Annotated in this window: 10 protein-coding genes and 1 pseudogene; 2 read left to right on the top strand and 9 right to left on the bottom strand. The window is 31.5% G+C overall.

The features are described 5' to 3' along the window. Window positions 1-41 precede the first annotated feature (41 nt). The 3 genes from AC1Z3S_RS02075 to AC1Z3S_RS02065 form a co-directional block, all read right to left on the bottom strand. Window positions 42-1,508 (bottom strand): AcpB/EbpR/MafR family transcriptional regulator, encoded by a 1,467-nt coding sequence (locus AC1Z3S_RS02075; protein ID WP_461738969.1) that lies wholly within the window; start codon window positions 1,506-1,508, stop codon window positions 42-44. A 37-nt stretch (window positions 1,509-1,545) separates the two neighbouring features. Then, the gene (locus tag AC1Z3S_RS02070; RefSeq protein ID WP_461738968.1) at window positions 1,546-2,250 is read right to left on the bottom strand and encodes a winged helix-turn-helix domain-containing protein; all 705 of its coding nucleotides are present in this window, start codon (window positions 2,248-2,250) and stop codon (window positions 1,546-1,548) included. 334 nt (window positions 2,251-2,584) lie between these two features. Further along, a complete protein-coding gene (locus AC1Z3S_RS02065; RefSeq protein WP_461738967.1) occupies window positions 2,585-3,700 on the bottom strand; it encodes a tyrosine-type recombinase/integrase in 1,116 nt (371 codons plus the stop codon). A gap of 572 nt (window positions 3,701-4,272) precedes the next feature. On the opposite strand from AC1Z3S_RS02065, the gene AC1Z3S_RS02060 reads away from it, so the two are divergent. After that, window positions 4,273-5,799, top strand: coding sequence for a helix-turn-helix domain-containing protein (locus AC1Z3S_RS02060; protein ID WP_461738966.1), 1,527 nt, complete (start codon window positions 4,273-4,275; stop codon window positions 5,797-5,799). Between the two features lie 76 nt (window positions 5,800-5,875). Here the strand turns inward: AC1Z3S_RS02060 and AC1Z3S_RS02055 are convergent, their stop codons facing one another. From AC1Z3S_RS02055 to AC1Z3S_RS02030, 6 genes are all read right to left on the bottom strand, one after another. Continuing rightward, a complete protein-coding gene (locus AC1Z3S_RS02055; protein ID WP_461738965.1) occupies window positions 5,876-6,292 on the bottom strand; it encodes a hypothetical protein in 417 nt (138 codons plus the stop codon). Between the two features lie 463 nt (window positions 6,293-6,755). Next, a complete protein-coding gene (locus AC1Z3S_RS02050) occupies window positions 6,756-8,540 on the bottom strand; it encodes a hypothetical protein (protein ID WP_461738964.1) in 1,785 nt (594 codons plus the stop codon). 16 nt (window positions 8,541-8,556) lie between these two features. Next, window positions 8,557-10,311 (bottom strand): CapA family protein, encoded by a 1,755-nt coding sequence (locus AC1Z3S_RS02045; protein ID WP_461738963.1) that lies wholly within the window; start codon window positions 10,309-10,311, stop codon window positions 8,557-8,559. Then, a complete protein-coding gene (locus AC1Z3S_RS02040) occupies window positions 10,312-11,052 on the bottom strand; it encodes a sugar phosphate nucleotidyltransferase (protein WP_461738962.1) in 741 nt (246 codons plus the stop codon). It abuts the gene before it with no gap. After that, the gene (locus AC1Z3S_RS02035) at window positions 11,049-12,722 is read right to left on the bottom strand and encodes a protein kinase family protein (protein ID WP_461738961.1); all 1,674 of its coding nucleotides are present in this window, start codon (window positions 12,720-12,722) and stop codon (window positions 11,049-11,051) included. The genes AC1Z3S_RS02040 and AC1Z3S_RS02035 overlap by 4 nt, the downstream gene beginning before the upstream one ends. Continuing rightward, window positions 12,713-13,093, bottom strand: a complete 381-nt coding sequence (locus AC1Z3S_RS02030) for an HAD family hydrolase (protein WP_461738960.1) — start codon at window positions 13,091-13,093, stop codon at window positions 12,713-12,715. The genes AC1Z3S_RS02035 and AC1Z3S_RS02030 overlap by 10 nt, the downstream gene beginning before the upstream one ends. A gap of 904 nt (window positions 13,094-13,997) precedes the next feature. Here AC1Z3S_RS02030 and AC1Z3S_RS02025 point away from each other — a divergent pair. Further along, window positions 13,998-14,204, top strand: a pseudogene (locus AC1Z3S_RS02025) (DapH/DapD/GlmU-related protein); the annotation flags it as partial. Window positions 14,205-14,812: the final 608 nt, after the last annotated feature.

The raw sequence follows: 14,812 nt of genomic DNA, 5'->3' as shown, positions 1-14,812 counted from the left end.
ATATAAAAACCCATCTATTTAAAATAGATGGGCCGGCCTTTTCATATTTCCACAGCAAGAACTGCTTGCTGCTGAAAATGGTTGATTAAATTTTTAATCTCATTGAAATCAAACTTATTAGGATAATCACTGATTACATAAATGTATTTACCCAATCGATTCAATTGATTATTACTAATTTTCACATTGGAAACAATCACATCGTAGCTTTCACCTAACTGCAATTCCTCACAAGTTACATTTCTTAAGGAGCTAAGACTTCTTTTTAAGCTATTCATCATTTTCTTTCTTATTAATGTTTCCTCTTCTATATAAAGTCCGACTTGAATTTGACTTGGACCAAAAGTCAGTAGGCTGATGAACAAATAATTATAATTACAATCCAGATACTGCCAGTCGCGGACTTCGATTAATCTTTTACTCAATTCTTCCCTCATTTTTTGGGGAACTAAAAAAAGCTGCGCTGGATATTCCTCTAACTCGATAAGCTTCCTTGATTGACAAGTGTCCTCCAAAAAACCAGCATAATAGAGACTGTGGAGGTGAATCTGTTGCAGATAGAGCTCCAAATCACAAGGCATCTCCTGATCTGAATTAAGTTCAGAAAAGCTATCTATAAAGATTTGATTCATCTGAAAAATAAGATTTTCTTCTTTTAAATTAAGATCACGTACTTCTTGATTGAAGTATGAAGTCACCGGAACAATTTGATTTGCAACTAAAAAAACAAATACTCCGTAAGCCTCGTTTTGATTGATAGTAAAATTGGCAATTCTCAATTGTCGTTCTAAAATATCCTCTAAGTCGTTTAAAATTCGCTTTGGAGCAAAATTAACTTCAGAAAAGCTCACTTGATTGTTACGGTCTAGACTCAGTCGCTTAAAACAGATATCGAAAAACAAAAGGAGTTTTTTTTTATTGTAGTCTGTCAAAGTTAAATTAAAAGTCGCTTCAATATCCTGTAAAATCCGCCGATTGACATCAAAAAAACTTTCATATTGAAAACTCTTATTTTGGAATTCAAAAAAGAGAAAAAACTGATAATAAAAATTTCGTCTGTCAATCTCACTACCTTCAAGACAACCATTTTTAATTTGGAGGTTGAATTTCATCAGGACTTCATTAATGTCCTTAATCTTTCTGAATAATGATGAATCACTGATGCTGAACTTTAAGGCTAAATCTACAGGATAAAATAAGCCATGTTCATATAACTCCATGATTATTTTTGTCTTGATAGACTGTTTACTATATAGTTTATAGATTGTATTCAAAGACTCTGTATTTTTTAATGTCAAGGCCACGTGATTGCGAGACTTTTGAATCTCAAAACTTTTATTGGTCTTTTCAGAAAAGTGAATCAGTTCTTCCACGCGGTTGCGTAAGGTCTGTCGGGATAAATCAAAGTGATCAATTATCGCTTTTTTAGTTACACGTCCGCCATTATAAAATATATAGCCAAGAATTTTATATTGAATAGCATCATATTTCTCTAAAAAATTATCCATTACGACTCCCCCTCTTGACAAGTTGCCTCTGAAATCCTTACATTGCTATATCTTCTTTAAAAAAATCTTTTGACAGAGCATATCCTTCACGCCAATTGGTTTGCAGTGAATTTCCCTCTAACCCGACTTTTAGCATTTTTTTTCGAATACGATAAATCAGTTGAGATAGTTGAGTCAGAGTAGAGTTAGATACCCCTTTGCCCCATACTTGTTCACTCAAATCTTTTCGCTGCACATAATTACCATTGGCCTCAAGTAAAATATCAAAGAGTTTCTTTTCATTGTGGGAAAGACTATTGATAAATCCCATAAACCGATAATCTTGGTAAGAAAAATCATGGGACTTCTCGGAATCTTCTATCACATCCGGCATGGTCTCTCTAATCTGAGGACGAGACAACTCTTCCCTCAAAGCATTTAGACTAATTTTAGCGGGTAGTCTTACAGGCATCTCATTTTCGATAATTGTTGTGTCTAAATATTCTGCTTCATTTCCATCCATTCTAAAAACTCGGATGCGATAACGTGAAATAGTTTGAAAAATTTTTTGTACCTCTTGATCACAAACAGTTTCGCTGAAAATAATTGTTTTAAATATTTTCAAGCTTTCGATACCAATATCGTCTAAAAACAATTCCAATAATTGACTAGATACAAAAACCTCATATCCCAAAACCTGTAACTTGTTTTGTAATTCTGCTTCAGCCATGATTGTTTTTGTTAAGATGCAAACTCTCTCCATTCTCACTACTCCTCTCAATTCGTTTTATTCGATTTTCAAAAATATTTTTTTAAAAATAATTTTCGAAATACCTTTTTTAAAATCATCATTTATAATATAGTTACTAAGGTTTATATTCTTTCCCAAATACCCGTATTTTTTTCTGGTAACTACTTATTACCAGAAAGACCTAAAGAAGCCTGTCCCTAAGCTGTTCAAAGTGGCCTTGACGGCTTTGTTGACGACTTATTCATTTTTTATACAAAAAATCTCCAACAATAAGCATCTGGGATTATTACTTTTTTAAAACACCAAGTAATAATTCTTAATTGCTAATTGTTGGAGATTTATTTTTCTATTTGGAAATTTCTAATTGATAAATATGGTCTATTTTTTTAATTTCTTTCATTCTTTGTTCCATCAACGAATCACTATAAGTATCCAAAGTGAGCTTGGTGGATTGGTGTCCCATCATTTTACTCAAGCTAACAATATCTACCCCCTGTTCCAAGCATCGTGTAGCAAAAGTATGTCGCAATATATGAAAATGAATAGTAGCAAAGTCTGTTTCACGAATTAATTTCTTAAACCGGTAATTGATAACTCTAGGCTCGGATAAGCCACCTCGAGACGCAACAACATAAGCTGACTCACTTTTATTTCTGGCAATTTGTAGATATTCCTTCAGCTTATCTGAAATAGGAACGAACCGATTGGAGACTGCTGATTTCGGTGAATCTACAACGATTTGTGTTTTCTTTTCCCCCTCATAGATGTTGGTTAGTCGTGAGACTGTTTTGTTAACACAAATTAAATTCTGTTTAAAATCAATATCTTCCCACATTAAGCCAGAAATTTCACCAATTCTTAACCCTGAATACAATGAAATCAAAATTGGTAGCCCGTTATCATCTTGTACTGCTAGCTTTTCGAGTAAATATTGTTGACTGACAGATAAGGCTTGGACTTTTTGTTTAAATTCTCTAGGAAATTTCAAACTTACGGTAGGATTTTTCTGTATCAAATTTAGTCTTAAAGCTTCTTTCATGGACTGCTTTATTAGACTGAAAACTAAACGGATACTACTGGGGCTTAAGCCTTTTTTTGTTAAATCTGATATAAAATCTTGAAATAGACCCTCATTAAGTTCCGAAAAAGATTTATTGCCTAAGTGAGGTAAAATATAATTTTTCTGCAACTTTAAATAATTGGAGTAGGTCGAAAATTTAATCCTTTGCTCGATTAAAGGTAAGAAATAATTATTTAGCCACTCACCATAGCTGTCTTTTATGTAAAATCCCTGACTAATATTTTGTGCTTTATAAACTGTCAATTTGTCTTTTACTTCGGAATATTTTTTACCGTATACATAGCCATAAATAATTTTATTCTCTGAAGTCCTATTCTTTATGTAACGACCTTCCCAGCGTCCATCTTTTCTACGATAAATATTTTCACCCTTTTTTGCCATCGAATTCCTTCTTTCTTTTGACGATTTTTTTGACGGCTTATTATAATTCCCTATACAACAGCATAATATTTGAATATTAGTCACTAAATCATTTCGCTCTAAAATTCCATTTAAAAAAATAAGTCTTAGAATAGAAAAACAGAAAAAAATGCATTTTAAAAATTTAATTTCTGGAAAAATCGAAAAAAATAATAATTTTTTTATTGACATATAAAAAAAAAGAATCTAAAATTTATATATATCTAATTATCTAAATTTTTCTAATAATAAGTAGTTACCAGAAAAAAATATATCATTCTTCTCTAAAACTCACTGTCTAAAGTGAGTTTTTTTGTTATTTTACAGCTAACTTCCCTTAAAAAATTTTATCTACTCTAAAGCGATATACGCAAAAGATTTCTGTACTAACTTGCCTTACTAAGTTTATCGCAAATTTATTTGAAAAAAGGTCCATCATCTGTCACCTAACTTGCCTTTAAAAAGACTTTTATTTAAAATGATATATAATTTGATAATTTATATAAAATGCCAAATGTTATTTAATATAAAAGTTTGCTTTTAGGAGGCTTCCCATGAACTTAGAAATTCTTCTTGCTGCAAACGAGCAAGAACTATTAAAACTCTTGACCTACATGGAAAACCATGGTGGTCATGCTAGTAAACAAGAATTGTGTGCCAATCTTGATATATCGCTAAAAAGTTTGCGTTCACAAATTAAATATATTCAGCAAATATATATAACAGAGATTACTTGTGTAAACCAGACTAGAAAAATAATTCTTACTTACGAGCCTCATAGCTCTTTTTTATTATTGAAAAAAAAGCTATTTCAAGAATCACCAGCCCATAAAATTTTATTAACACTACTAACAGAAGGAAAATTAACTTATCCTAAGCTGCAAAAACAACTTTTTTTGAGCCCTTCCACAGTTAAGCGCTATACATATAAACTAAGAGAGCTCTTGAAACTTGATGGATTGGACTTGAAAAATTTAAAAATTATTGGACCCGAAGAGAAAATTCGGACTTTTTATTTAGCTTATATTTATGAAACTTATATGATGACTGAAGACCCCTTTTCCCGCTGCCCTCTAATAGAAAATTATCTCAACTTGATTGTGGATTACATTGCAAAAGAGGACTCTTACAAAATCTCACGATTCAATGTATATCGACTGCGGCGAGTCTTATACATTTCTTATTTCCGCTCTTTAATTAAAAATGATGTACCGAACACATTTGATGATTGTCTAGTGCTGCCACCTATTAAAGATTCTTTACTCTTTAAAAAAATCTTGCAAAACAAGCAATCTTTCCCCATTTCGTTGATTACTGAAAAAGAGTTTAAACTATTGCAACATTTCCTTTTTAACTTACCCATTCTCATGTATGATGGAGATTTTTATGGTCATTTTATTCAACTTCAAAAGGAATCAAACACCCTTGTTTATCAACTTTATAAGTTATCTGAACAAATCTTTAAACCAGTATTCTTACACATCGATAGTCCTGAAAATCTAAAAAAATTAAGACATTTGCTCTTTAGCATCAATGTAAATGGTCTGTTTTTTTCAATTAATCAAGACTCCTCTGAGATTATTGGTAATCGAGTCTCTAATGATCAATCTCCCTACAATCTTAATGAGCCTTCAATTGAATATCTCACCAAAATTTCCGAAAAAATAAACGATTTCTTAAAGGAACGCACACCGCTGACGATAAAAAATAACTATCTAATCAATAATTATGGCTTCGTCATCATTCAAAGTTCACTTTATTCCACTCAAAAAATTAAAATTGGGCTTTTCTTAGTTCATGGTCCTTTCCAGATGCGTATTGCCTTCGATTACCTAAAAAGCAGCCTCCAGCTACATCCAATCTTGGTTTTCTATAATTTATTGGAAGAAGATATAGATTGTGATTTTTTAATTACAAATGATGTTTGCTATTTTGAGAAGACCTCCCAAAACTATGAAGATCGTCTATTAGTCACTTTACAAAATATTGCTATGGATACCCAAAAAGTCAACAATTGGCTTTTAACTATCTTAATGGAAAAATTTAATAGTCCATATCAAAAAGCTCTAGATACTTTTTAACTCTTCAATAAAAGACTTTGATCAAACCAGTGGATGATTCAAAGTCTTTTGATATCTTTTCAAATAATCCAACAAATTAACTCACAATCGATAAATCAGAATACTCCAACAAGCGGTACAGCAGAGAGGCTTCTATTTCCTTCTTATCAATATAACTAAACCTTTCAATATATGCTTTCGTAGCTTCCTTCTGAAGTTCTGACAATAATTCTGGAAATTCTTTTTCATCAAATAATTCATCAACCGTTAAGTACATGTAAATGCTCTGAAATAAGGCATCTATATAGAACAACTGAGCTACGTTATCAATAAACTGTTTTGAGCTGCTATTATCAATTTTATTTACCAATTGACTTAACTTTTCTTGACCAAAAATAATAACCTCATTCTTCCAGATTTTATCTAAGGGTTTCGTCTGAAATTTATGACACCTCTCTTTTAGGTATTCTTCCAAAGAAGTACAGTCATCCAATATAAGTTGGTAAGTGTTCACAATTTTTCCCCCTTGCTCCTTGCACCTAAATGCTCTCCGAAAGGCAGTCGGACTTTTACTCCTACAAAAAATTATAATAGTTCTCCATTGTTGTTGTTATCATCTTTGTTCACTTGAACATAGGAATTTGACACTTCTCTAATTTAATTGTTTTTGAAGTCGTGTAATTCCATTTTTTTTACGAATTTTTTATACTCATTTCATACATTTATACAACTATGAAAAAATACAACACTGATTATTTGGCTTTCTATTAACTTTTTCCTAACAAAATTCAAGTTAAAAACCAAGAACATAGTTCCATTTTTCTTATAAAGGAGAATTCCAACCATGATTTGCTTAAAAAATAAACACGTTTCATTATTAAAAATTTCTTAATATATATTGAATTTTACTCAGTATTGGTTTGGGGAGTTATTATGTGCTTTAAGTAAGTCTATTAAAGAAAAATTAACTTTACTGTTTATTTTAAAAATAGGACAGCCTTTTGTGATAATACTGTATTTTTTTTATCACCGATGTCCGAATACTTCATAAGCAACAAATTCAAATTCTCTTCTGTTAAATCAAATTCTGTTGCCAATTCTAAGAGTCTTAAAGATCGATTTAATCTACCTATTCGTTCATAGAAACCAGACAAATCTTTTAAGTATGCCACCAGTTTTGATAATGAAAGTTTATTCTCAGTTACATAAAGAAATTCTTTTTTTTCAAGATAACGATCCAGAATTATTCTAACCTGGGTGTTACTATATAAATCTGCAATGTTTTTATTTTTTAGATTTACGATTATTAAATTAATCATTAATTGGCAAGATTTAATATTAAATGTATTTCTTTGTCGTTGTGCTTCGAAAGTCCCTTCAATAATTCGTATAATACTCGTTTGATCAAGAGTGCTTTTTATTTTATTTAGTCTTAAAAGTCTAGATAATATCAAAATGGGTTCTTGTACACGAGTTCTAGCTAATGGAAATACCATTTGCATTGCTGATTCTGCGCCTAAATAAGATCGATTAAACCAATATTGGTAAAGATAACGATCTACACTCTCTTGATTTTTCAATTCAATCAAAAGCTCAGCATTTTCTTGATCAGATAATTCAGCAAATTTGTAGCTTAAAAAAATTCCACTGTATTCTCTTTTTTGTTTTTTTGGCACATCTCGCCAGTTCCTAGCTCTCAACCATTTTCTTACGCTTAACCAATCTCTACTATCTCTAAATTGAACTAATTCTGCAAATTCAACGTCTGTTAACTTATCATATAGACTTTCTGAGTTTAGGTGTTCAACAAATAACTTATCCATTTCATTTTCTGATTTTCCATCTATTTCTAAAAAATTTTTAACAACCTGATCATTAAGTAGAATAGTTCCCAGCGGAGTATGCACTAACCCTTTATCCTTCGCATCTGCAAATAAATCTACAAAATGTGTCGTTCCTACCGGTTCTTTATGCAACATATCTACTATTCGGAAATAATGATTCAAAATAATCAAGTAGCAACCATATACTCGATAAAAAAAGTGCGGTAACGGTACTGGCTTATCCACTCTTTCTAGATATTGCCGCATTCCAGGTATTAAAGGTCGAAAATTAATTGTACAAAAATATTCCCTTAGAACAGGAAATTCTCTTAGAAAAGGATAGATAAACCATTGTGTATTTGCAACTAAATCACGGCCAAAGTAAAATTCAGAAATATCAAAATTCATTAGTTTTCGAACATCATTGGCATAGGCAAGGAAGACAAAATCACTAAAGTTAAAAATTCTTTGAGTTTTGGCATTTAGAACGACCATCTGATACTCAAAAATTTTTGGCAACTTTTTATTAAAGTAAGTCTTTTCCTCTATTCTAGCTGTCCCTTCAAAGTCTTTTAAATAAGGCTTAATTAAGTTTAAGTGATGAATAGCTCTATCTGTTCGAGCTTTTAGGATTACACAGTCTTTTGGTAATTTATCAAGTGCTGCCTGCATTTGCAATGATTGCCGAAAATAATTTAGTGAATTTGTATTATCAACCACTACTCCTCTCTTTTCCAATGGCATTATTTCAATAATGTCAACATCGTTTTGTAATAACTCTTCTTTTAAATTCTTAAAATTATCGAATTCATTTTCCCATGTACTTATAATTATACCTTGAATAAGGTTCTCTTTACGCATAACTAAAAGTTCATCCATTGTTAACCTTAGTTCTAGTTCATCTCGAACAGCACCACATACTATCGCCCAAGTCTCCATCTATAAGTCTCCTCAATTACCAAATTTCTTTTTCTATCGTCAACTTTTTTGAATCTATAGACCAATTACTTTCTTCTATTTTTGATTTGTTCCATTTATTGATTATTTCTGTAAAAGCTATTTCATCAATCTTTTTTGGTTGCCATAAGGTTTTTTTGTTTTCAGCTTCAATAAACTGTAACTTCAATGTTGCATGTTCATCACGAAGTAAAAGATGACTAACTATTCCGTATGGGAGTGCTTTAGGAAAAGCAGCGAATTCACCATTACTATTAAAAATAAAGTTTCCCAAGCTATATAAAATATTTTCATTTTTGTTGAAGCTCATCGGCTGGATAGTGTGCGGTCCGTGTCCTATTATTAGATCAACACCTGCTTCTAAAAGATGAGTGGCGACAGTTTGTTGATAATTGTCAATCTCTTGAAAATCAACACCCCAATGACAAATAACAAAAATTTTCATTTTAGGATATTCCTTTTTAGCTGTAACAATTCGCTTTATGAAATCACTGTTTATTGCAGCGCCTCCTAGATGGTTACCATATGCATATAAATCATTATTAAGAAATTGATTTTTTCGATACCAATAACCATTAAAAATAAGAATTTCCTGTTTTGTTGTAGTTAATTTGAAAGGTGATGTCGCCTTCTGGAAGTCGCCACCTCCAAGGGTAAAAATACCATTTTTTTCAAATTCTTTGATTGTTTTTTCCATACCAGATTGTCCGTAATCGCCACAATGATTTGTAGCTAATGTAACTAAATCCATATTTTCTGACTTTAAAATATTAATAGTAGGTTGTGTTAGTGCTCCTAAAATATAATTTTTCTTTCTCTTGAGAGGTGAAATAGCTAAATCATCTGTTAAGACAGCCTCGAAATTGATTATTCTAAAATCAGATTTTTCGTATAACTCTCTAAGTTTTTCAAATGAATACTTATATCCTTTCTCATTTAAAGGATCCCATTGCTTCTTTCTCACACGTTTTTTTGAATACCATTCTCCAAGGTAAGTATCTCCTGCAATAAACACATCAACATCCGCTTTTGCAAATTTTTTTGATTGAAGTTCCAACAGATTTCCCTTGTAAAAAAATATTTGGCTATCTTCTGTTAGCCGCTGATCTCTAATCAATTCGCTTTCAGCGTTTGCAATAATTTTAATGGTCTCATCATCAAAACAAATAACATGATTTCTCCAATATAGAATATACTCTTGTGAGGTTTTTCCATAATTACTAAAGATTTGATATATTTTTTTTTGGAAGGAATATTCTCTAATTAGTAAATAATGTTTTACTTCTTTCTTCAGACAAGAAAAAGCTAGTCCAATTTTTTGTAAATCATTTATTGTAAAATTTTGTTCATCATTTCTTTTCTTTCGACCTGAAATATTTTTACAACAATTTGCAGTTAGATTGTTGCTCTCAACAAAAAAATCCATCGCAGCTTGAGCACTTTTCCGAGTTTTTTCACGAAATAGTTTTGCTAACAATAATGAAACATCTGCAACAGGATTAACAATTTGTAAAGGTAATAATTCTGCTAAACTATATTCTGTACATTCAGAAAATCCAATTGATCCTTGTTCATTGGATTCTTTAGCAATAGTACTATCAACTTTAACGGTGTCTGCTAACAACAGATCTCCAGACTCAATATTTTGTAAAATTATTAGTAATATCAGAATATTCCCCAATCCATAATCTCCATAGAGAATAGGATTATCATAATCCTTTATATTGCTAAACTGATTCATTAAGAATTCCAATTACTCAGTCCCCCCAAAGCTGTCCAATTTTTCTTTAGTAAAAAAGTTTAGTTCCTTTGGAGTTCCGAGGGCAGCAAAGCTCTCATTCGGTAAAAAGACAGGAACTATTTTTTTACCAGATTGAATTAAGTAGTTATACATAGGTGCAATATAGAACTCCCCATAATACTGGATTATTTCATCCTCTGTTACTTCAAAAGCATCAAAAAAATCCTTTACCTGATTAAAATAATACAACCCGACCGAACCCCACTGAGAAATTCTTTCTTTCTCTGCTACCTTCACGATTTCCGTTCTGTCTGGTGAAAGTTGCGCAAAGGACCAATGCTCTCCCTCTGCTGCAAAAAGAGGAATGCTACCATCTTTAACAGCAATCGCTTCTCTCTTTAAAGATTTGGGCTTTATGGCGGTGTCAATATTATAAATTAACAGTTGATCATCAAGCTGTAGAAAGTCCTTCGCCTGCATCACTGTATCCGCCTGCCCTTTGGTTAAATCTTGGATTACCTTTATCCGATATTTTTTTATTCCAAGTTGTTGAATGTCTTTTATTAATGCTTCGTTGCTAAAATTACCAACTCTGACAATAAAAATGAATTCTTCATCATAGAAATTCTGAAGCGAGCCAATGGCCCATTGAAACAGATTTTTTTTTCCAGCCATTATTTCATGTTTAGGTACTGTATAACCTGCTTTTTTGAAACGGCTTCCGCAGCCCGCCATTGTGATGACAACTTTCATACCTCACCTCCAAAATATGGCATTAATAATCTCATCGCTTGGGCGAACATTACTTTTTGCCGCTGTGGGAAATCGGCATGTAAAGGAATCATGCTAAAAAATAGTAGACCTTCTATTAAACGGACTTTTTTCAAGTTGGCTATTTGAGCGATTTGATTGTTAGCTAATTCAGTAATTTTTTCTTGCAAAAATGTTTTGTTTATTTCGACAGTGTAACTGTTTGAGTCAATATCAGTAAGCGTAAAATTATCTGTAATAATATGATCATAACTTCCATCAAAACTATGCATGATTTTTGCTAAATCATAAAGCTCATCTCCATAAATATCATAGCTACCAAATTTACCGCGTGGATCAATCAACTTGATTAACTTGCTATCTACATCCATTAAAATATTACTTAAGCACAAATCACCATGAATAAGCCGAGCATTTTTTTCTTGAAGAACACCTTCTCTATTTAAAACATCAGGTAAATCTTTGAGGATTTCTGAAACTGAAAGATATTCTTGACCATTAATTACAGCACCTTTTTTATAAAAAACCTCAAACTCTGAATCCTGCATTAATTTTTCAACTCTATCAATCGTTTTTATTAGGTACATGTCTTTCAGATCAACTTCAGTCAGCCTTTGCTCTTCTTTGAGTTTAAAACTACTCATTTCTTGTCGGACAAATAGCAGTTTAGTAATATTTTTTTCCCATTCATAAAGATCTAAATTTCCATAAATGTACAAGTTGTGTAAAGTTTCATATGGGTAATACTCCATTGCTACATAAGGCATATCTAGTTGAAGATTATAATCATATATCCTCGGAATAAAATATTGTAAGCTTTTTGGCATTTTTAGATACCACTCTACTTCGCCGATAAACTTATCTTTATTTTCACTTTTTTTTGTTAAGATACCACGTTGATTATCAATTGAGATAGAATTAAAAAATCTTGCCTGAACAATCTTTTTGGTCTCTAGGTATTCCTCTTCATGCCCCAAATCTAACCATTGATCGCCATGGATTAAAGCAATGGTGTTCATTTTTTTATCGTAGTCTGCAATAGCCTCATAAAAAGAATTTCCCCCATCTGGTAAAAAGGGTTTTTTGTTTATAGTAGACTGCTCCGTAATTCTTTGACATGACTCAAAAAAACCTTGCGCTGTAGAAAAACCGAATACTCCAGCAACAAGCTCATCAGTTTTTGCACAGGTATCGCTAGTATCACGATTGATAAATTTTAAGCCTTCTTTTTCTCGAATTACACTTGTAAAGGCTACTTTTCGGCCCCTCAGACCTGTCACCAAGTAATCTTTATTATCAGCTAAATTTAAATCTTTAATAACTGTATCACTAAAATTAATTGTTAGGTTGAAGTCATGGGCTAGCTCGTTAAAAATTTGACTAAGTGAATGCCAGATTACTTGAAGAAGAGTCTGACTATTCTCAGGGCTCAATTCTATTTCTTTAACTCTCTCCCCAGCTTCGTGTATTTTTTTTAAAGGGTTTCCTGTCTCATTTATTATGTAAATGAAATCTTGGGTCTGATATTTTTGAAGTAGGTAATCACCGACAGTTCCATTCTCAAAAGGCATATCCAAAGGGTAAATTCCGCCAAAGCGATTTTGTAAATCCATAGCAATTTTCTTCGTATTTAAAATTAGTGTTATTTCCATGGTTCCCCCTCAATTCTTTCTAAAATTTCCGATTCTGATAATTTCAAAAATTCACTAGGTCGAATCGCCCGATCGTCAATATAAAAACCGTTTTTGCCACACCACGGTTTTCCAACATGAATTTCGTCATAAGGGATTTTCCATTTGTCTAACCATTTTATTAAAGTCGGTAATGTGTGTTTATTAATTTCACCAATGTTTTTGTTATAAGTACGCATCTGCCGTGCTGTACTCAAGATAATTCGATAGCCTTTTTCCTGATAAGTGTGCATCATTTTCACTACTTCTGGATAAGGTTTAAGATCCTGATACTCTTTATCACCTTTCTTTTCACAAATTGTGTTATCAACATCCATTACAATTGCTCTCATTTTCAACCACCCCTCCATCATAAATAGCTTAATAAATAAATTTCCCCACTTTTAATGGTAAAACTAAAATTCACCTAATTAACATCAAAAACAGTTAATAAAGCGTAAAAAAAAGACTATAAAAAATTCAAAAGTTATGAATCTTTTATAGATAATTTTTATTTTGTGGAAATTTTTTATTTTTGAGGGTATTTAAATAAAATCAAATCACAAATTTTACAGCTAATACTACATAAACTTCCTGACAATATTTATCTTCACGATTACAATTTAACAGCTAGCAAAATGACAGTTCAATATAAAAATCTGACAATTAAAGTCTAGTACGTTCTTTATAATAAAGTTAACCTGATTAAAATTATTTAACAAACATATATATAAAAGTTACTTATAAAATCTTTCAATTCAGAAAAATATAAGGAGAAATTAAATGGAAACAAAAATACAAGGTATCTCATTTTTCCAAGAAGGCATTTATTTGCAAAAAAGCCATCAAAGGAAAAAAGTGCTTTATAATAAAAAAATTAATGAACTTCTTGAAAAAAAACGGGTATATAGTTACATTACAATTAAAGGGAGTCGTTTCAAAATAGACAAAGATTATATTGAAGTTAGTGAGAATGCACATATTGAACCGTATACAGCATTCAGAGTCGGCAACAGATTTCACACTATGGGAGCTTTTAGTTATTCAAGAAGTAATTTACCCACAAATACAATCGTTGGAAGATATTCTTCAATTGCCACTAATGTAAGTAGAATACAAGAGAGTCACCCATTAACTCATTTTACTACTTCAAATATAACTTATGAAAAAAACGATGTGGCTATTAATCAGTTTTTAGCTGATTACAACGCAACATATCCTATTGCGCCAAAAAAAGAGGCAGATAATCTTCCAGTAATTATTGGTAATGATGTTTGGATTGGACAAGATGTTCGTTTCGGATCCCGAGGAATTGCCGTAGGAGATGGAGCCGTAGTTGCTGCAGGAGCTCTTGTTACGAGAGACGTTCCTCCCTATGCTATAGTTGCTGGTATTCCAGCAAAGATAATCAAGTTTCGATTTGATAGTCATATCATACAAAGATTACTAAATTTGAAATGGTGGCAATATAGCTATCTTGATTTTAAACAAACAAGCGTGGATGAAGAAATCGAAGTCTTTTTAGATCGGATTGAGTCATTAGTAGCAGACAATCAAATAACACCTTTTCAATTAAACCCTGTAACAATAAAAGACTTTATTGATTAAAGCCAGTTTAATAAGAGTTGTTCAGCAGCATCTAATGAAAACCCTTTTCTGGAATAAAGACATTTTTTGCAAAGAATTTAATTTTTCATGAGTTAAATAGAAATATAAAAAATGCGTGACATACAAAATGGAACGCATTTTTCTATTTTCAAAAATAAAAAATTTCAGACAAGAAATTCGCTTCCTGTTAGAAAACCTATAATTACTTAAGACTTTCGGACAATTCTTGAAATCAACAAAAAAACTGTTTTCTACTCTTAAAAGAGAGTAATGATGCGTTTGCAATACTCTAGCTCATCAAACATACCCCACATCAAAAATTGGTGGGGATTTGTCAAATTCAATTAGAGATATTTACTTATGTTGAAACTCATTATAAGTTAAAACTGCTTTAGATTAACAACCATCAAAACAACTTTATGAGCTATACTTTTAGTTTCTTATAATTTAAATTCTAATTTTGA

It is taken from the genome of Enterococcus sp. LJL90, assembly GCF_056924355.1.
This window is presented reverse-complemented; position numbering and strand designations above follow the sequence as displayed.